The sequence below is a fragment of the Streptomyces sp. YJ-C3 genome, assembly GCF_053891275.1.
In genome coordinates this window covers 1,937,309-1,956,887 of the sequence record NZ_CM132685.1, presented here as the reverse complement: position 1 = coordinate 1,956,887, position 19,579 = coordinate 1,937,309, and the positions used below count along the sequence as shown (strand labels likewise).

Sequence of the window (19,579 nt, the reverse complement as noted above, 5' to 3'; positions counted from 1 at the left end):
GACTGTGGGCGACACCGGGTCGGAGCCTCCCCAGCCCCGCCCTGGTCGTGCCCTCGCGCACACACCCGGAGCTTCCGGCTCCGGAACTCCTCACCGATCGGACGGTCGCCCGCCCCAAACCCCCCGGGGCGTGCGGCACGCCGGTCAGTTCGGCCGGCTCGGAACCACCCCCCCTGTTCCGGGCCGGCCGACCACTTTTCTCACCCTTCTCGCGACGCTCGTCTTCACGGCGCTCACCTGGCAGGTGGCGTCCGACGGCCCGCTCCTCGCCCCCGACGAACGCCTCGGGAACGCGATCCGCACCAGCGCGATCCCCGCGGCCCCGGCCGAATTCTTCGCGGACCTCGGCAACCTCCAGGTGGCCCTGCCCGTCCTCGCGGCGGCCCTCGCGTACGTCACCTGGCGCACCCGCCACTGGCTCCCCGCACTCACCGCGATCCTCACCATGGCCCTGGTCCCGGCCCTGGTCGGCCCCCTCCAATCGGCGCTGTCCCGCCCGGGTCCGCCGCCCATGTCCCCGGAGACGGGCTTCTACCCGTCGGGGCACGCGACGACGGCGGCGGTGGGGTACGGGCTGTGCGCACTGCTGCTGCACCAGGTGTTCCGCAGACGTGAAGCGGCCTACGGCTGCGTCGTACTGAACGCGGCCGTAGGCCTGGGGCTGGTGCGGCAGGGGTACCACTGGCCGGTGGACGTGATCGGCAGCTGGTGCCTCTCGGCGATGCTGCTCTTGTCGTTTCCGCTTCTGCTCCGTCCCGTACGTGGACGATGACAGGGACGTGCCGACCGGCGGGCCACCCGCATACGGCGCGGACGGACCGGTGGCAGACCGGCGGCCTCCGACCGTAAGGCGTACAAGCACCGCAACATCATCGAGCGGTGCCTCGGCCATCTGCCTGGCCGGACTCCACGTCGCGGGCATCTCCCTCTGGTCCGCATCGGCAGCGGCGGATCCACATCATTCGTGACGGATCCGCACGCCTGATTTTTCGGCGAGCCATTCGAGCGCGGCGATGGGCACCGGCCAGTCGACGGCATCCAGCACGACCGTCAGGGAGATTGCGTCACGTGGGACGATGCGCTGAATCGTCCAGAACCCGCTCTCTCCAGTCACCCAGTGGAACCAGTCCCCCTTCTCCCAACCCGCACTCTTCTCCATCTGCGCCTTCCCCGCGTCCGACGCGCGCCGCCATTCGTCGAGCCAGCGGTCGCGCTGCTCCTTCGTGAGTGGCGAGGAGAACTGCTCCGACAGCCATGCGGGCGCTTCGCACTCCGCGCCGTCCTCGCAGCGAAGAGCAGGGAGCAACGCCTCGGAGAATTTCTCGATGCCGCGTGCGGCACCCTCGACGCGCAATTCGGTGAGCAAGCTGCTTGCCTTTCTGGAGTTACATATTTTGCGGCGGGGCACCCCATGTATGGAGATGCCCCGCCGCGCATTCTTTGTATCGACTTCTCTACTACTTCGGCCCGTATTCTCGGCCGGAACCCTGGATCATACTATCGAAGAAAGCGCTCATGTGCTCGGGGCGCAGCATGTACTGATCCGCAGCCTTCGTCGTGTCAACCTTGAGAGGCATTCCCGGATTATCCTTGGCCATCGACTCCGGTACCGCGTTGGCGCGGAGCCATTCAAGGAACTGGGCGTCGACCTCGAAAGCCTTCACCTTGCTGTCCGAGAATCCCTGCGATATCCGCTTCTCCAAGAAATTATCGGCGCGAGCCTTTACGCCGAAATTCAGGAATACCGGCTTCTTCGCGTTCTTGAGTGTGACGAAACCGCCGCCGAGGATCTTGACCCTCTGATTCTTCGCCCCTTCCACACGGTAGACAGTCACCTCTCCACGCTTGGCCCATGAGCGTGCGCCCGCCACCATGCCGACGAGGGGACCGAGCGTCTGGGCCGTCTTGTTGTACGAATTGCGAATCGAGCAATGCGTCTCAGATTCTCCGTCGTAGCAGGGCAGGTCAGGAATTTCTGTGTCGGCGGGGGCAGAAACCTCCTCACAACTACTTGCCACGGCGTAAACGCACACGCCGTTCACCTCATGGACGTACTTCTGCGGACGTCCTTCCTTACGTTTCGGTGCCGGGTTGGGACCCTTCTTGAACGTGATGTGCCCCGCGGAGGAATTCCCCTTGGTGCGTACCGTGATCGTCAGAACGCCGGTACTTCCGTCGTCCGCCGTGATGGTCGTGCTGTACGTCTGGGTCGAGTTGTAGACCCAGCCGTTGCGGCTCGGTGACATCCAACTCACATAGGAGCCGCCGTGCCCGTCGGAGCATCCCCTCTCGCAGTCCGTGATCGGGCGCAGGCCGCTCGGGTCGGACTCGGTAACGGGTGTGTTGTTGGCGTAGGCGTACCCGTTGAGCGACTCGTGATCGTCAGGCGCGAGCACCTGGTCGACCGAAAGGAAGCGTCCCGTGACCGGGTCGTACTCCCGGGCCCCGACGTGGGTGAGCCCGGTCTCAGTATCCGCGGTCTTGCCGAGGAAGCCCTTGTCGTCGGGCCAGGCGGACGGTGCCGTGCCGCGTGATTCACCGAAGGGCTTGGTGTAGCGGCGGGTGACAGCCTGAGTGCTGGCGTTCACCGTCATGGACGCGGTGCCGTGGTGGTCGTCGACCATCCAGTAAAGGCCCTGCTCGGTGCGGAGTGCCGTGGCGTCCCCAGCCGCGTAGTAGCGCTGGGCGGTGAACTTCTTGGAGTTCTTGTCGTAGTGGAGTTCCTGGCCGTCCAGGTAGAGGACGGACTCGACCGGACCGCGACGGATCAGGAGATCGCCGTCGGCGTCGTACAGGTAGTCGGTGGTCTTGCCGCCCTCGGTGAGCTGGGCGAGTGCTCCTTCAATGTCCCAGACAAGGCTCTGCGCGGTGCCGGTGGGGCCGTAGCGCTTGGTGGTGTTGCCCTGCTCGTCGTAGGAATACGTCTTGGCGGTGCCGCCGTTGACCGTGACCGAGGTCATCGTGTGGGGCTGCCCGGTGCCAGTGGAGTTGACTGCCGGATAGCCATAGGCGGTCGTGGTGACACCAGCGGACTTGTGCTCGGTCTGGGTGTCGCGCAGGCCTCCCGTCTTGTAGGTCCAGCTGGTCCAGTACGGTGCCGGGCCGCCGAGAGCACTCGCCGAGCGGGTGGTGGCGCAGTCGTTGGATGAGGGGGTCCAGGCCTCGGTCAGACGGCGGTGGCCGTCGTAGGCGAAGCACTGGGTGTCCTTGCCGTTGGCCTTGTCCGTGACCGACTTGACGTTGCCGGTGACGTCGTAGGCGTAGTCGACGTCGCTGGTGTGTCCGGTGTTCGTCTGGTCGACCGTGTGCGTGTTGACCAGACGGCGGGTGCCGTCCTCGTACTGGTTGAGGATCTGGAACTGCTTGGCATCGGTGGACGTGCCCAGGCGGGTCTCCTCGACCTCTCCGTAGGGGGAGTAGCCGATGTTCTGGACGTAGTCGGTCATACCGTCGGTGCCGGTGAGTAGGCCGAGGTCGTTGTAGCTGTTGGTGACCGTCTCAGCGGCCAGCCCGGCCACAGCTGGAACCGAGGTGGACTGGACGGTCCCGTCCAGGTTGTAGGTAGTGGACGTGGTGTAGGTCTGCGGCGCGCCGGCGGTGACCAGGGGGTCGGTCGCAGCGATGACAACCTTGGTGCCCTTGGAACGTCCGAGTGCGTCGTAGCCGGTGACGACCTGGGAATAGATCTTGCCCGTCGTGCCGCCGACATAGCGGATCGCCGCGGTCGGCTCTCCCTTGGCCAGTGTGTCGTAGGTGAACTTGGTCAGCTGGTGGGCGCTGTCCTGGATGCCGTCCCAGGTACCCGACTTGCGGCCCAACTCGTCATAGGCCGTGATCAGCGTGCGGGAGGCACCGTTGAGAGTGGTGGTCGCCGTCAGTGGCTGGTCCACGTCGTTGTACGTGGTGTCCACGCTCGCCTTGTCGGGATCCGCGGAATGGGTCTTACGACCCCGCAGGTCGTACCCGTAGGCCCAGACAGATCCGTCCGGGCCGGTCATCTTCTTGACCTGTCCGCCGGGCGTGTACTCGTACAGGGTGCGGGTGTAGTCGCTGCCCGTCGGTGCCGGTCCTGCGTACTCGCGGCGCTCGGTGAGACGGCCGCGGGCGTCGAGGATCGTGAGGGTGCCGGTGCCTCCGGCGGCCGCGGTGACGGCGGTACGGTCTCCCTGCTCGTCCGTCTTGGTACGCCACTTCTCCTGTCCGTAGCCCCGGAAGATCGAGTCGGTGGCGCGACCGACGGCGTCGAAGACCGTCTCGGTGGAGGCGGGCACGGAGCCGGGGTAGGTGTTGGCCAGGCCTCCCGAGGGCGCGCTGTTGTCGTGAATCTGGTCGTTGGTGAGGTAGGCGAGGCCACGGCTGTCGTAGAGGGTCTCCGAGATCACGCGGCCCCCGCCGGGCGCCGGGACCTGCTTCTGGCGGGAACGCAGGAGGCTGTCGAAGATCTCGTAGGAGCTGTTGTAGGTCTTGCCGTCGGCCTTGAGGGCGCCGGTGCGGACCCAGGTCTCCTTGTCGTTGTTGATGCTGTAGCCGTAGACGATGCTGGCCGCGTCGCCGAGTGAGCGGGAGCGGTCGGGTTTCCAGACGGATAGCAACCGGCCGAGTGCGTCGAAGGACTCCTCGGTGACGTTGCTGTTGGCGTCGGTGACCTTGGTGGCTGTACCCCAGGCCGGGTCGACCTCGGTGGTGGAGGTGAAGAGCTTGGGGTCGGTGGTCGTCTCGGATGTGAGCGGACCGTATCCGCTGTCGTCCGGCACGTAGGCAGTCCGGGTCGTACGGCCCAGTGCGTCGGTTTCGCTCTCCGGCCGCCCCAGATCGTCATAGGTGGCGCCCGATACCTGCTGGTAGACGGGCTTGCCGTCGGTGCCGTAGCTGGAAACGCGGGAGGAGGCGGTGATCTCGCCCTTGGTGGGTGCCGTCCCGACCGCCTGATTGTCGTAGGCCGTGGTCGTGTCGGAGATGGTGTCGTCCGGGACCTTCGGGGTGGCGTCGCACGTGGTTGCGTAGGTCTCCGCCCGTGAGACCGCGTTCACGATCGAGGACGCGGCACTGCGGGCGTACGACGTGCGCGTGCAGGTCTCGTCGCCGTTCTTGGCTGCATCACCGCCGTCCTCCACGGTCATCGGCAGCCCGTACGTGGTGTCGTACGTGTTCTTCTGCTTGACCGTGCGCGTGCCGGTAGAGGTCTTGGTGCGGGTGGCGGTCTCACCCGGCTGGACGATCCAGGAGTCGGTGGTGCCCCAACTGTAGGTATGGCTTCCGGTCTTGTGGGACCAAGGAGTGTTGATCGTGCCCTTGTTCTCCTCGGCGCCGTTGTATGCGATCGTCTCGCGGACGAAGCCGGCGTACTGGCGGGAGTCGTCGATGGAGGTGCCGGTGGAGTCGGTGACCTTCGCAACGCGCGGGCTGCCGTCGAGTTCCTTCTCGCCGTCGAGACCGCGCATGTAGAGCGTCGTCTGCTTGCTGCGGGTGTCCTCAGAACTCCCCGCGCTCTGCGTCACCTTGGCGTAGCCGCGCCACTGGGACCAGGTGCGGTTGGCGGGTTTGGTCAGGCCGTCGTCGTCGGCGTAGCCCCAACCGGCGTCCTCGTAGGTGTAGTACGTCTCAAGGGCGTCGTTGTGGCCGTAGAGGTCGTCCTGGAGGACGGAGGAGACGACGTACTTGTGGAACCAGTCGAGGACCGGCTCCGCCCCGGACTGCGACCATTTGACGGGGAAGCAGCGTCGGGTGTTCTTGTCGACTGCCGAGGGCATGCTGGAGCCCCAGATGCAGTCAGGATCGGAGTAGTTGACGGTGAGGGTCGAGCCGGTCTCCGACTTGATGGTGCGTACGCGCCACTTGATGTAGCGCAGGGTGTCAGGGCCGCTGCCTTCCACGTGGTTGGCCATCTGGACCCCGCCGAAGATGACGGGTGGCATGGCGGCTGTGCTCGTGTTGGCCTTGCCGGTGTTCTGGATGGACTTCAGCCACAGGCTCGGTGAGGAGGCATCGCCGGTGTTGGGGAAATCCTGCTCCAGGTGCCACGTGTCCACACTGCGCCGTGTGGTGCCGGTGCCGGTCCACACGGAGGTGGTGATGTCGGTGAGGCGCTTACGGGTGAAGAAGGCCGGGCCGATCTGGGTGGTGCACTTGGTTCCGGAGGCGCAGATCATGTCGAAGGGCACGTCGGGCCAGTTGGCCTTGGTGTCCTTGGTGAGGCTGTCGCAGCCGCCGGAGGTGACGCAGCGCTCGGCGTACGTGAACGAGACCTGCTGGGCGGCGGGCTTGGCGTAGATCATGCCGCTGCGCAGGCCGTAGTCGATATGGTTGAGGTAGCCGCCGCGGGTGTAGGCGGTGCCGTTGACGCTGGTGTCGGCATTCTTGGAGTAGTAGTTCGTCTCCTTGCCGTACCAGTAGGTGGAGGCGTTGCCGTGCGGGTCGACGACGTAATCCAGGTTCCAGCGCCATGCCTGAGTGCACAGAGTGTCGGCGAAGCCGCCGGACTTGTAGCAGGGCTCTCCGGCGTCGTCGCCGGCGACCGGGACTGTCCACACGGAGTTGGTGACCGGGTCGTCGTCGGCGGTGTCGGTCGTGCCCTTGTCGCTCCACCCGGGCATGCGGCTCTTACCGAAGAAGTACTGGATGCCGGAGGCGTCCGTGACCTTCCAGTACTCGGTGTTGTTGTCGCCGTTGTCGGTGGCACCGGTCAGGTGCTCGACTCGCGTGCCGTCCTCGTTCTTCAGTTTCCAGGCGCCGCCGGCGGCCTCGGAGTTGGCGGCGGTGTCGCATGCCGCTTTGTCCGCACAGGCGTTGACGAGCTCGACCGCTTTGCCGTTGAGCACGAGGGTGGCGTTCGCGTACTTCCAGCACAGGTCACCCTTGCCGGCCTGCCCGTCGCTCTTGCAGGAGGCGTATTTGCGCTCGATGTAGGACTCCGTCATGGAGAACCCTTCACCGACGACCGAGGTCTGGTTGTTTTCTCCCGCGGTACGGCCGTCCACTGAACCGGAGCTGTAGGAGATCGACAGGTTCGGCGCCGGGCCGGCGGTCGCCGGTGGCACGCGCAGCGGGTAACTCCAGTTGAAGTCACCGGTGCTGCCACCGGCCTCCCACGTCGCGCTCGGCGACAGCGAGGTGGCGCTGTAGTCCCCGCCGCCGGAGGAGTCGGCCGCCGCGGCGAGCACGACCGCGGTACCCGCGGACAGCGTTCGGGCGGAGAGGGCGCCGGTCAGAGTCTGGGTCTTCGCGTCATTGTCCGCGCCCGTCACCGGTGTTTGTGTACGGCAGGACCTCTTGTCCGGCGTGGTCAGCGCACACGCGGGCAGGGTGACGAGGCGAAGGCGAGGGCCGAAGTTGCCACCGTAGGCATCGCCGAACGAAGAGTAGTCCAGAGAGACGCGGAGGCCGTCGGTGTCGGTGGCGTCTTCTCCCTCGCCGGCCGGAGCGACGGTCATCAGGACACCGTTGACGCCCGCCCTCTTCGCCGCTACCTGGGCCCGCACGTCGAGGGTGAACTTCTCGGCAGGGCCGGTTGCCTTGGCCCTGCTCTTCGGCACCTTCGTCTTCTGGGACCGGGACACCGCAGGCGGCTCCTGGGCGAGCTTCACCCCGAGCCCGCCGACGGTGGTCTTGGCCTCACCGGTCGTCGCCACCTCGGTGGTGACCTTGCCCGGCTCGGGCCACGTGGCCTGCTTCAGCCGCTCACGGGTCTCCCGCGAGGCGGGAGCGGCCTTGTCCTTCGGGGCCTTGGACGTGCCCGCCTTGAATCCGCCCACCTTGTCGATCTTCGCGTCGGGCCGGTCCTCCAGATTCTTGCTCGCTGTCGTGGACTGGGCCTGGGCTACAAAGTCGTAGCCCGACGGGACCGTGACCTGTGGGAGGAGGGCCAGGGAGGCGACAAGTGCTCCGCGAGTGAGCCAATGGCGGAGGACCGCCCTTGGCACACGTCTGGGGACGGGTGCTCTAGACATGCTGGTGTCCTGGTTCTGGAATTGGGTGGGAAGCGCACGGCAACTGATGCCGCGGCGCCGGCTTGTGGGCGCGGATCGCGCGCATGTGGCAACCAAGGGTTGTGCGGGGCGAGCTGAGGTTCTCGCCCCGCACAACCTGGGTGTTTACTGCTGCTGTTCGGTGTTGAAGCGATTGGCGATCGTGTCGGTGGAGGTGGTTCCGGCCCACACACGGACGCTGTCGAGAGAGCCGGGGAAGTAGCGCGCGGCGGCGCCGTTGATCTTCGCTCGGCCGATCTCGAAGGCTCCGCTGCCCTGCCACGGCGCGGTGTAGGGGATGCCGTCCCCATCGCCCATCAGGGCGTTGTCGACGTAGAGCTTGAGCGCGCCGAGCTTGGACGTGTCGTCGGGGTCGGCAGGAGCCTGGGCGTCGTACACGATCGTCAGCATCGTGGGAACGCCGAGCTGTGCCGTGGTGGCCGCCGTCGCGGTGCTGGTGGTCCAGGTGGCGCCGGTGCCGTCCTTGTTGGGACGGCCGAAGGTCCAGCGTCCCTGGGTGCTGCCTGTGGGTTGTTCGTACCAGACTCCCCACGCGGACTGGCTGGTGCCGGACTGGCCCATGACCTGCACCGCGTACGCCTTGCTGGTGTCGGCGAGCTTGGCCGGGTCCAGGGTCACCCAGGCGGTGGCGGTGAACGAGCCGGTGTCGTCAACGACCGGGCCGGTGGCAGTGGCGTAGGCGCTGGTGCCGTTGAGGTTCATGGTCTGGGTGGTGGTGACCTCCTCACCGATGTCCGGGTCACCGTGGGTGATCGTGGCCAGTGCCGCGCCGTTGAGGGTCAGGTTTCGGGCGAAGCCGCTGGTGTCCTTGACCGTGGTACCGGTCGCGTTGGCCGTGTCAGTGGCGTCCCACTTGGACACCAGGGCGGGGACCGGATCTCCGGCGGTGCCGTCGCTGAGGTCCTCGTCCTCCAGCCAGGCATCGTGAGCGACTTCGGTGTCCGCTAGGGCGCGAGACCAGACCTTCACCTCATCGATCGTTCCGGAGAAATTCTCTTTGCCCGCGCCGGTGTACCAGAGCCGTCCGACCTGCAGACCCCCCGATGCCTTCCACGGGGTGCTGAAGGCGACCGGGCTGCCCTGAGGGACGCCGTTGACGTAGAGCTGGACGGTCTGGGAAGCAGCGTCGTACACGCCGGCCAGGTGGGTCCAAACGTTCAGCACCGGCGGCCTGGCGCTCAGGGAACGGACGATGACCGGATCCGTCACGTCGCTCTGGTGACGGTTGAAGATCCAGGCGTTGTAGCTGCTGGAGTAGTACAGCTGGAACCCGGAGGCGTTCGTCCCCGCCTGCGACACAACGCTGTAGTTGACATCGTTCTTCGTGAGTCGTGCCCAGGCCGACACGGTGAACGACTTGGTGGTGTCGAGCACGGCTCCTGACGTGGACAGGTACGAGGTCGTGCCGTTCAACTTCGCCGCTCCCGTCCCGCTGCGGGACAGCACGTCCCATGCCGCGCCAGACGAGGTCAGCGGGTGCTGCGTGGCCGTGGTGGAGTCGGTGAGCGTGTTGTCGAGATGCCAGATCCCCGACGGCTGTTCAGCTCCCTTGACCAGGAAGCTGTAGGTGGCCGTGAGCGAACTGTGCTGGGCCGCGTCATAGCCCCAGACCTGGATGGTGTTCTCACCAGCCTGGTTGGGGGTGATGGTCTGCGTGGTGGCGGTGCCCTTGGCGACCGGGATGGGGCTGGAGATCGCTCCGCTGTTGAGCTTCCACTTGAAGCTGGTGACGTCCGATTGGATGCCGGCAGTGGTGGGGTTGGTGTCGCCGGGCGTGAAGGTGAACTTGCCGGGTGTACCCACGCCGCCGGCCGCCGGGGCGGTCTCGGACGGCTTGTAAACGCCGTCCGCGCTCGTCACCACGGGTTTGGGCGGTGAGTCGGTGTCGACGCGGAAGTAACACCACGACGACCAGGCCGAGTCCAAGACACCTGTGGCCCCCCGGTCCGTCTTGTAGTACGCCTGGGTCTTGACGCGCATGCGGTAGTCCGTCTGCGGGGTCAGGGCCGTGGAGGTTGTCCCTGTGCGGGGAGCGTTGTCGGCGACCCAGGTGCCGTCGGGCGAGTACCCGGACCAGGTCCGGCTCGATCCGTCGGCCTTCCACACCTCGAACGCGGCGCGCAACTGTGCGTTGGAGCCGTCCGCGGACTGGACCGTGGCGAGCGACTTGGGTGTGGTGTCGCTGGTGGCGTACGGGATCGTGGATGCGTTGCAGGCCCGGCCCGTGGTGCCGTCCTGGACGCCGTAGGAGGTCGGCTTGTCGGGGTAGGAGACATAGGTGACCGACAGCTTCGCGTCGTCACGGAAGCGGGCCCAGGCGGCGGCGTTCGACTCGTCGTGCGCGGTCAGCGAGAAGGTGATCTGCGAGGTCTTGTTCGCCGCATAGGAGGCGAGGGTCGTCGTCAGGTTCTCGTTGGTCTCCTCGTCCACGTTGTCGCTGAAGCGGACCCAGTTCGCAGGCTGCGAGGGGCTGCACAGGCTGCCCCGTCCGTAGGCGACCTTCCTGTCGCCCATCAGGTCCACCGCGGTGGGGCGGGAGGACCAGGTGGTGCTGGAAGAGATGCCCTTGTCCACGCGGCTCAGGTCGTACCACTGCGGATCACATGTGAAGGTCCACTCCTGGTACACCTCCATCGTGGCGTCGAGAATCTTCTTTCCATGGATCGAGGAGAGCGGGTACTCGAAGTACAGGCGCTGGGTGTAGGGGCTGTTCGAACAGAGGTAGCCGCCGTAGTTCGAGCAGCGCCCCACGCCCTTGTCCCCGTCGAACTCCCAGAACTTGTCGCCGTCCGAGGACAGGGCCGTCCAGTCACCCAGCGCGATGCCCTTGGTGGGCGGATCGATGTACAGGGGGAAGACGGTGTCCTTGCCGTGCAGCAGGTCGAGATCGGGCTGGATCTGCAGCGTCGTGTCCGTGACCTTCAGCGGGACCTCGGCCGCGGCATCACCACTACTGGGCCCCTCGGCCGGAGCCGGCTCGCCCTTGGCAGCGGGAACCGGCGTCTCGTCCGTCGGCTCATCGGCCGCATCCACGGACGACGTCGAGCGCGTCACCTTTTGTGCGCTGGGGGCCGGGGTGTCGCCGGCCGAGTCCCACATGCGCCCCGCCGGGCTCTCGAACACCGGCGAACCGTCGCCGTCCCGTGCGACGAAGCCGCCGTCGGCGGTCGCGGCAACGTCCAGGCCCTTGCCCGCGACGGACAACCGGATGGACTCGAGCGCCGGGTTCTGCGCCGCCTCGGCCGTCTTGACCACCAGAACCGAGGTGTAGCCGGTACTCAGCGCCGTCAACTTCAGATCCACGTCCGGGAGAACGGACGGGTAGGTGGCGGTTGCGCCGTCCAGCTTGGGCTCGGGCAGGGCGGTAGGCCAGCCGAGCTTCAGCTCACGGCCACCGTCGTTCAGGATGACCAGACCCGCACCGCTGCCTCCGCCCGAGAACTCGACGCCGGCAGTGGTGTTCTTCGCCCGGACCGCGCCGTCGGCACCGCGCGCCAAGGTCGTGTCGAGAGGCGCCCACGCACCATCGTCGCCACGCGCGCGCACCGGAGCCGCATTCATCTCTTGCGTGAACGTGCCGTCGGGGTTGGCGAACGCCTGGGACGACTCCGTCGTCGCGCTCTCCACAGCGACGCGTTCACCGCTCCGAGCCGCCAGCGCACTCGCCGCCGACTCCGTGGCGGCACTCCTCGCGACAGCGTCCCCCGCACTGCCGCCTGGTACGGCCGAGGCCAGACCTGCGCCGATGCCCGGCACCGCGCCGCCCAACAGCGCAACCGTGATGGCGCCTCGCCACACCGTTCGGCGCCAGCCCAACCCTCTGCGTGCGGGCACGCCCCCACCCCATCCCTAAGAACTTGGTAAGAAACCGAAGAAACTGTGAGGATGATGTGGTGGTCTAATCCAATGGTCAAGAGTGACCTATATCACGGCAGATCCGTAGAGCGTCTTGCGGAACGCGGCGCCCACAACCGCTTCTACCAGGCGTTCGTGACGCGCAGTCAAGCTGCACCCAGCGTCATCACGAGCGATTGCAAGCACGAAACCGACCAATGACTCCATCCTGCGCGGTCGCTCCACAGCTCCCTCAGCTCCACGCGTTCAGCAGGCGTACACAACGTGACGATCAACGCCGCATGAACGACCGCAGGACACTCCCGCACGAGACACATGCCCTGCTGCACCCTGCTGCCGCCCAGTAAGTTTTTGCTCCCACTTGACCAGCGCCGAGGCGTGCAGACTCACCCCTCCGGTCACGGCCACTTCGAGGACAGGCCCCAGGCCGTGTGCGCACAGTCCCGTCCGCTCAGCGACGTGCCCTCAGTCCTTGGAGACGTCGCTTTGCCTGACGTCTCCAAGGACTGAGGGCGCTGCAGGTCACAGGCTTGGGGTTCCCACAGTCATTTGGGATGGATCACAAGCCTTCCGACCGTTGCTGACATCTACGAGATGCACCGACGCTCCCGACTCACAGGCCGGACAGGGGCCCTCGCTGACGAGACAAGGACAGGGGGAATGTGCACCTACAGTTCTACGCGGCGGCCCGGGTGCTCAGCCGAAGTACGCGTCGAAGTTCTTCTGGAACTCCCAGTTGTTGAAGCGGTCCCAGTTCACCGACCACGTCATCAGGCCCCGCAGGCCCGGCCAGGTGCCGTGGGTGGTGTACGAGCCGCAGTCGGTCTTCTTGGTGAGGCAGTTCAGGGCCTTGTTCGTCTCGGCCGGGGAGACGTAGCCGTTGCCCGCGTTCGTGGAGGCCGGCATGCCGATGGCGATCTGGTCGGGGCGCAGCGGCGGGAAGACGTTGTTCGCGTCGCCCGCGACCGGGAAGCCCGTCAGGAGCATGTCGGTCATGGCGATGTGGAAGTCGGCGCCGCCCATGGAGTGGTACTGGTTGTCGAGGCCCATGATCGGCCCCGAGTTGTAGTCCTGGACATGCAGCAGGGTCAGGTCGTCGCGCATCGCGTGGATGACCGGGAGGTAGGCGCCGCAGCGCGGGTCCTGGCCGCCCCACTTGCCGGTGCCGTAGAACTGGTAGCCGTTCTGGACGAAGAAGGTCTCGGGGGCCATCGACAGGACGAACTTGTCGCCGTACTTGGCCTTGAGGGTCTTCAGCGCCGAGATCAGGTTGACGATCACGGGGGTCGTGGGGTTCTTGAAGTCCGTGTCGTTCGCGTTCAGGGACAGGCTGTGACCCTCGAAGTCGATGTCGAGGCCGTCCAGTCCGTACTCGTCGATGATCTTCGAGACGGACGAGACGAAGGTGTCGCGGGCCGCCGTCGTCGTGAGCTGGACCTGGCCGTTCTGGCCGCCGATGGAGATCAGGACCTTCTTGCCGGCCGCCTGCTTGGCCTTGATGGCCGCCTTGAAGTCGGCGTCCGACTCGACCGTCGGGCACTCGGTCGCCGGGCAGCGGTTGAAGCGGATGTCGCCCGAGGTGGTGGAGGTGGGTTCGCCGAAGGCGAGGTCGATGACGTCCCAGCTGTCGGGGACGTCGGCGAGGCGGGTGTAGCCCGCGCCGTTGGCGAAGCTCGCGTGCAGATAGCCGACCAGGGCGCGGGTCGGGAGGCCCGTCGAGCCGCCTCCGCCGCTCGACCCCTGGGCCGTCGTCGCCGTGACCACCGCGGACTTGGCGGACTCGCCCGCGTCGTTCACGGCCGCGACCTGGAAGCTGTACGCCGTGGCCGGGGTGAGACCGGAGAGGGTGGCCGACGTGCCGGTCACCGTGCGGGACTTGGTGCCGTTCGTGTAGATCGCGTAGCTCGTCGCGCCGGAGACCGCGCCCCAGGACAGGGCCACGCTGGACGAGGTGACCGAGCCGGCCGTCAGGCCCGTCGGGGCCGCGGGCGGGACGGGCGCCTGCGCGCCGGGGCCGAGCAGGGTGATGTCGTCGGCGTTGTAGGCCGGGGTGCCGTACCAGCCATGGGTGTAGAGCGTGACCTTGGTCGTGGACGGGCCCGTGCGGAACGTCGTCGTCAGCTTCTGCCAGTCGGGCGCCGACTGGGTCCAGGTCGACACGTCGGTGGTGCCGGTGCCGCTCGCGCCGAGGTAGACGTAGCTGCCGCGGACATAGCCGGACAGGGTGTAGGCCGAGTCGGGTTTGACCGTCACGGTCTGCGTGCACTGGGCGTTGTCGGCCGCGGTCGGGGTGGCCTGCAGGGCGGAAGTGCCGCTGTGGACGGGCGAGTTCACCGTCCTGCCGGTGTTCGCCGTACAGGTCCAGCCGTCGAGGGACGACTCGAAGCCGCCGTTGCGGGCCAGATCGGTGTCGGCCGCGTGGGCGGTGGTGGACAGGGCGGTGAGGCCGGTCGCGGCGAGCGCGGCGGCCGTGAGACTCGTGAGGAGTCTGCTCCGTGAGCGGACAGCGGGTCTGGGACGGGCCATGGGTGCCTCCGGGCAGGGCGGGGGGACGAGCACGGTGGAGTGCGCCAAACTTGGTCCAGACCAATTCGGTTGTCAAGGGTTCCGTCGCCTCTATTCCCCCGCGTCCCGCGCCAGTTGGGCCGCCGCCTCGTGCATCGCGAGCTCCAGCAGGCCGGGATCCGTGAGGGTGCCGGAGCCGTCCGGCGGCACCAGCCAGCGGACACCACCGGTGGCGCGGCCCGGATACGGCACCACGATCCACGTGCCGGGCCCCGCGCCGCGCACGCCCGTGCCGAGCCAGCGGGCCACGGTGCCCGCGGGCACGAAGAAGCCCATACGGGCGTCCCCGAAGTCCGCGAGGACCGGTCCCGGGCGGTCGATGACGCGGGTGAGGACGTCCAGCGTGGGGTAGCCCAGCTCGCCCGGCAGGATCAGCACGTCCCACTGCTTGCCCGCGGGCAGCAGCGCCACCCCGAGCGGATTGCGCTCCCATTCCCAGCGGCAGGCCTCCGGATCCGGCGCCACCGCCACCAGCCACTCGACCGCCGACCTGTCCCCCGAACCAGTCATGGCGGGACCTCCCTCTTCGCTCCGACACAGTTGGTCACGAGCGAGAGCGGGCCGCGGCGCGGGCATTACGCGAGTTCGGGCGACTTCTTGGTGGTGAACCGGGTCACACCGCCCCACCAGGGCGTACGCCGGTGGATCGAGGGCGGGGTGCGGGGCGGCGCCGGCACCGGGAGTCGGTCCAGCTCCCTGTGGCGCCGCCGCCCGGAGGCCGGGTGGCGGCTGTACTTCCCTCAGGGGACGCCGACGGACGAGCGACCCGGGTCAGCTGTCGAAGCCGAGGCCCAGGCCGTCCATCGCCTTCAGCCACAGGTTGCGCCGGCCGCCGTTGTCGTCGGCGCGGGCCAGCGACCACTTGGTGAGCGCGATGCCGGTGGACGCGAAGGGCTCCGGCGGGAACGGCAGCGGCTTCGTGCGGACCATCTCCAGCTCGGTGCGTTCCGTGCGCTCGCCCGACAGCAGGTCGAGCATCACGTCCGCGCCGAAGCGGGTCGCGCCGACGCCCAGGCCGGTGTACCCGGCGGCGTAGGCGACCCGGCCGCCGTGGGCGGTGCCGAAGAACGCCGAGAAGCGGGAGCAGGTGTCGATGGCGCCGCCCCACGCGTGGGTGAAGCGCAGGCCCTCCAGCTGAGGGAAGCAGGTGAAGAAGTGGCCCGCGAGCTTCGCGTACGTCTCCGGGCGGTGGTCGAGCTCCTCGCGGACGCGGCCGCCGTACGGGTAGATCGCGTCGTAGCCGCCCCACAGGATGCGGTTGTCGGCGGAGAGCCGGAAGTAGTGGAACTGGTTGGCCGAGTCGCCGAGGCCCTGCCGGTTCTTCCAGCCGATCGAGGCCAGCTGCCCCTCGCTCAGCGGCTCCGTCATCAGCGCGTAGTCGTACACCGGGACCGTGTACGAGCGGACCCGCTTGACCAGGGACGGGAACACGTTCGTCCCGAGCGCGGCGTGCTGCGCGAAGACCCGTCCGTACGGGGTGCGGACCGCCACTGCGGTGCTGCGGGAGGCGAGTTCGGTGGCCGGCGTGTGCTCGTAGATGCGTACGCCGAGGTCGAGGCAGGCCTGCTTGAGGCTCCAGGCCAGCTTCGCCGGGTGCAGCATGGCGACGCCTCGCCGGTCGTACAGGGCGCCGAGGAAGGTGGGCGAGTCGACCTGCTCGCGGACCTCGTCCGCGTCCAGCATCTCCAGGCCGTCGGCAAGGCCGGCCTCGCTCAGCTCCGCGTAGAACTCGCGGAGTTCGGCGACCTGGTGCGGCTGCGTCGCCACGTCCAGCTCGCCGGTGCGCTCGAAGTCGCAGTCGATGGAGTAGCGGGCCACCGCGTCCTCGATGGCGTCGAGGTTGGCGGCGCCCAGCTCCTCCAGCTTCTTGATCTCCCCCGGCCAGCGGGAGAGCCCGTTGGCCGTGCCGTGCGTGAGGGAGGCGGCGCAGAACCCGCCGTTGCGCCCGGAGGCGGCCCAGCCGATCTCGCGGCCCTCGACGAGGACGACGTCCCGGCCGGGGTCGCGCTCCTTGGCGATGAGCGCCGTCCACAGCCCGCTGTAGCCGCCGCCGACGACGAGCAGATCGCAGTGCTCGTCGCCGGTGAGGGCGGGGCGGGGCTCGGGCCTGCCGGGGTCGTCCAGCCAGTACGAGACGGGCTTGGCGTCGGCCAGCGACGCGGTCCAGCGGTTCATGGCTCCAGCGGCCATGATTTCAACTCCCTCAGGAACTGCTTTTCAGGGACGGCCGTGTGCTCTACGCGGCCGTCTTGTTCTTGCGCTTGCCGACCATCATTCCGGCAAGCACGCACAGTACGGCGACCAGGAACATGGCCGTACCGATGACATTGATCTGAACGGGCGTACCGCGCTGCGCCGATCCCCACACGAACATGGGGAACGTCACGGTCGAACCCGCGTTGAAATTCGTGATGATGAAGTCGTCGAAGGAGAGCGCGAAGGCGAGCAGCGCGCCCGCCGCGATGCCGGGCGCCGCGATCGGCAGCGTGACCCGCAGGAAGGTCTGCGCGGGGCCTGCGTACAGGTCCTGGGCGGCCTGCTCGAGGCGCGGGTCCATCGACATCACGCGCGCCTTCACGGCCGTCACCACGAAGCTCAGGCAGAACATGATGTGGGCGATGAGGATCGTCCAGAAGCCCAGCTGAGCGCCCATGTTGAGGAAGAGCGTGAGCAGCGAGGCCGCCATCACGACCTCCGGCATCGCCATCGGCAGGAAGATCAGCGAGTTGACCGCGCCGCGCGCCCGGAACCGGTAGCGCACCAGCGCGAAGGCGATCATCGTGCCGAGGACGGTCGCGCCGATCGTCGCCCACAGCGCGATCTGCAGGCTCAGCGACAGCGAGCCGCACATGTCGGCGACGCCGCACGGATTCTTCCAGGCGTCCAGCGAGAACTGCTGCCACTCGTAATTGAAGCGGCCCTTGGGCTTGTTGAAGGAGAAGACCGTGACAATGACGTTCGGGAGGAGCAGATAGGCGAGCGTGAGCAGGCCCGCTATCACCACGAAATTCTTCCGCAGCCAGCGCATCAGACGAGGTCCTCCGTTCCGGCACGGCGAATGTAGACGGTGACCATGACGAGAATGGCCGCCATGAGGATGAAGGAGAGGGCCGCCGCCGTCGGATAGTCGAGAATGCGCAGGAACTGCGTCTGGATGACGTTGCCGACCATGCGGGTGTCGGTGGAGCCGAGCAGGTCCGCGTTCACGTAGTCGCCGGCCGCCGGGATGAAGGTGAGCAGGGTGCCGGAGACGACGCCGGGCATCGACAGCGGGAAGGTCACCTTGCGGAAGGTGGTCGCCGGGGACGCGTACAGGTCGCCGGCCGCCTCGTGCAGCCGGCTGTCGATGCGCTCCAGTGACGTGTAGAGCGGCAGGATCATGAACGGCAGGAAGTTGTACGTGAGGCCGCACACCACCGCGAGGGGTGTGGCGAGGACGCGGTCGCCCTCGGTCATGCCGAGCCAGGTCGTGACGTCGAGGACGTGCAGGGTGTTGAGGGCGCCGACGACGGGCCCGCCGTCCGCGAGGATCGTCTTCCAGGCGAGCGTGCGGATCAGGAAGCTGGTGAAGAACGGCGCGATGACCAGGATCAGCACGACATTGCGCCAGCGGCCCGCGCGGAACGCGATCAGGTAGGCGAGCGGATAGCCGAGCAGCAGGCACAGGATCGTGGCGCAGCCCGCGTACAGGACGGAGCGCAGGAACTGCGGGTAGTAGTCCGACAGCGCGTCCCAGTACGTCGCGAAGTGCCAGGTGACCTTGAAGCCGTCCTCCAGCGATCCCTGCTGCACCGAGGTCGACGCCTGGTAGATCATCGGCAGGGCGAAGAAGACGACCAGCCACAGGATGCCGGGCAGCAGCAGCCAGTACGGGACGAGGCGGCCGCGGCTGCGGACCTTGCGGGGCTGCTGTGCCGGAGCGGGCGCCGCCGGGGGCGCGTCGGTGACAGTGCTCATGCGGCGGCGCCCTCTGCGTTCTCCGAGACCTTCTCCACGCCCGCCTCGGCGTCCTGCGCGGCGTCGAGGCCGAAGGTGTGCGCCGGGTTCCAGTGCAGGACGACCTCGGCGCCGGGCGCGAGGCGGCTGTCGCGCTCGATGTTCTGGGCGTAGACCTCGAACTCGTCGCAGAGCGGGCTGTCGATGACGTACTGCGTGGAGACGCCGATGAAGCTGCTGTCGGCGATGCGGCCGGTGATCCGGTTGCGGCCGTCGGGGATGGTGCCCGCGTCGTCGGCGTGGGTGAGCGAGATCTTCTCGGGGCGTACGCCGAGCAGGACCTTGCCGCCCGTGGCGGTGGCGGCGGAACATCGCGCGGTGGGCAGCACGAGCTTGCCGTCGCCGGCCTTCAGCGTCAGGTCCTCCCCGGCGCGGCCCGCGATCTCGGCCTCGATGAAGTTCGAGGTGCCGAGGAAGTTGGCGACGAAGGTGGAGCCCGGGTTCTCGTACAGGTCGGTGGGGGCGCCGAGCTGTTCGACGCGGCCCTGGTTCATCACGGCGACGGTGTCGGCCATGGTCATGGCCTCCTCCTGGTCGTGCGTGACGTGGATGAAGGTGATGCCGACCTCGGTCTGGATGCGCTTGAGCTCCAGCTGCATCTGGCGGCGCAGCTTGAGGTCGAGGGCGCCGAGCGGCTCGTCGAGCAGGAGCACCTTGGGGTGGTTGATCAGGGCGCGGGCCACGGCGACGCGCTGCTGCTGGCCGCCGGAGAGCTGGTGCGGCTTCTTGCGCTTGTGCTCGCCGAGCTGCACCAGGTCGAGCATCTCCTCGACCTGCTTCTTCACCGACTTGATGCCGCGGCGGCGCAGGCCGAAGGCGACGTTCTCGAAGATGTCGAGGTGCGGGAAGAGCGCGTAGGACTGGAAGACGGTGTTCACCGGCCGCTTGTAGGGCGGCAGCGCGGTGACGTCCTGCTCCCCCAGGTGAACCGTTCCTGTCGTCGGTTCCTCCAGGCCCGCGATCATGCGCAGCGTGGTCGTCTTGCCGCAGCCGGAGGCGCCGAGCAGTGCGAAGAACGAGCCCTGGGGCACGGTGAGGTCCAGCGGCTGTACGGCCGTGAACCCGTTGTCGTACGTCTTGCTGATCCCGGTGAGACGGACGTCGCCGCCGTGGTCGGTCGTCATGGTGAGTCCAAGGAGTCTGAGGGCAGGGGCAGTTGGGGGCGCGGGCCGGGACCG

Annotated in this window: 10 protein-coding genes; 1 reads left to right on the top strand and 9 read right to left on the bottom strand. The window is 67.7% G+C overall.

Going from position 1 to position 19,579, the window contains the following annotated elements; genetic code table 11:
* Positions 1-130 precede the first annotated feature (130 nt).
* Positions 131-772 carry a phosphatase PAP2 family protein gene (locus ACVHNB_RS08735; protein ID WP_456227751.1) on the top strand — a complete coding sequence of 214 codons (642 nt, stop codon included), beginning with the start codon at positions 131-133 and terminating at the stop codon, positions 770-772.
* Positions 773-958: 186 nt separating this feature from the next.
* Here the strand turns inward: ACVHNB_RS08735 and ACVHNB_RS08730 are convergent, their stop codons facing one another.
* The 9 genes from ACVHNB_RS08730 to ACVHNB_RS08690 form a co-directional block, all read right to left on the bottom strand.
* A complete protein-coding gene (locus tag ACVHNB_RS08730; protein ID WP_428951975.1) occupies positions 959-1,366 on the bottom strand; it encodes a hypothetical protein in 408 nt (135 codons plus the stop codon).
* 91 nt (positions 1,367-1,457) lie between these two features.
* Complete coding sequence (locus ACVHNB_RS08725; protein ID WP_456227750.1) at positions 1,458-7,946, bottom strand: RHS repeat domain-containing protein; 6,489 nt, start codon at positions 7,944-7,946, stop codon at positions 1,458-1,460.
* A 144-nt stretch (positions 7,947-8,090) separates the two neighbouring features.
* Positions 8,091-11,612 (bottom strand): LamG-like jellyroll fold domain-containing protein, encoded by a 3,522-nt coding sequence (locus ACVHNB_RS08720; RefSeq protein WP_428951977.1) that lies wholly within the window; start codon positions 11,610-11,612, stop codon positions 8,091-8,093.
* 924 nt (positions 11,613-12,536) lie between these two features.
* Positions 12,537-14,366, bottom strand: a complete 1,830-nt coding sequence (locus ACVHNB_RS08715; RefSeq protein WP_456227749.1) for a chitinase — start codon at positions 14,364-14,366, stop codon at positions 12,537-12,539.
* A gap of 90 nt (positions 14,367-14,456) precedes the next feature.
* Complete coding sequence (locus ACVHNB_RS08710) at positions 14,457-14,915, bottom strand: hypothetical protein (protein WP_428951979.1); 459 nt, start codon at positions 14,913-14,915, stop codon at positions 14,457-14,459.
* Between the two features lie 261 nt (positions 14,916-15,176).
* The gene (locus tag ACVHNB_RS08705; RefSeq protein ID WP_456227748.1) at positions 15,177-16,595 is read right to left on the bottom strand and encodes an NAD(P)/FAD-dependent oxidoreductase; all 1,419 of its coding nucleotides are present in this window, start codon (positions 16,593-16,595) and stop codon (positions 15,177-15,179) included.
* A gap of 46 nt (positions 16,596-16,641) precedes the next feature.
* Entirely contained in the window at positions 16,642-17,433 is a 792-nt protein-coding gene (locus ACVHNB_RS08700; RefSeq protein WP_428951981.1) for an ABC transporter permease, read from the bottom strand.
* A complete protein-coding gene (locus ACVHNB_RS08695; RefSeq protein ID WP_428951982.1) occupies positions 17,433-18,362 on the bottom strand; it encodes an ABC transporter permease in 930 nt (309 codons plus the stop codon). Before ACVHNB_RS08695 ends, ACVHNB_RS08700 begins: the two co-directional genes overlap by 1 nt.
* Positions 18,359-19,525, bottom strand: coding sequence for an ABC transporter ATP-binding protein (locus tag ACVHNB_RS08690; protein ID WP_428951983.1), 1,167 nt, complete (start codon positions 19,523-19,525; stop codon positions 18,359-18,361). Before ACVHNB_RS08690 ends, ACVHNB_RS08695 begins: the two co-directional genes overlap by 4 nt.
* Between the last annotated feature and the right edge of the window lie 54 nt (positions 19,526-19,579).

What these genes read in the sequence shown, in the direction of transcription:
- ACVHNB_RS08695 (WP_428951982.1), bottom strand. Translation starts at nt 18,362, where the DNA reads ATGAGCACTGTCACCGACGCGCCCCCGGCGGCGCCCGCTCCGGCACAG.
- ACVHNB_RS08700 (WP_428951981.1), bottom strand. Translation starts at nt 17,433, where the DNA reads ATGCGCTGGCTGCGGAAGAATTTCGTGGTGATAGCGGGCCTGCTCACG.
- ACVHNB_RS08705 (WP_456227748.1), bottom strand. Translation starts at nt 16,595, where the DNA reads ATGGCCGCTGGAGCCATGAACCGCTGGACCGCGTCGCTGGCCGACGCC.
- ACVHNB_RS08725 (WP_456227750.1), bottom strand. Translation starts at nt 7,946, where the DNA reads ATGTCTAGAGCACCCGTCCCCAGACGTGTGCCAAGGGCGGTCCTCCGC.
- ACVHNB_RS08710 (WP_428951979.1), bottom strand. Translation starts at nt 14,915, where the DNA reads ATGACTGGTTCGGGGGACAGGTCGGCGGTCGAGTGGCTGGTGGCGGTG.
- ACVHNB_RS08715 (WP_456227749.1), bottom strand. Translation starts at nt 14,366, where the DNA reads ATGGCCCGTCCCAGACCCGCTGTCCGCTCACGGAGCAGACTCCTCACG.
- ACVHNB_RS08690 (WP_428951983.1), bottom strand. Translation starts at nt 19,525, where the DNA reads ATGACGACCGACCACGGCGGCGACGTCCGTCTCACCGGGATCAGCAAG.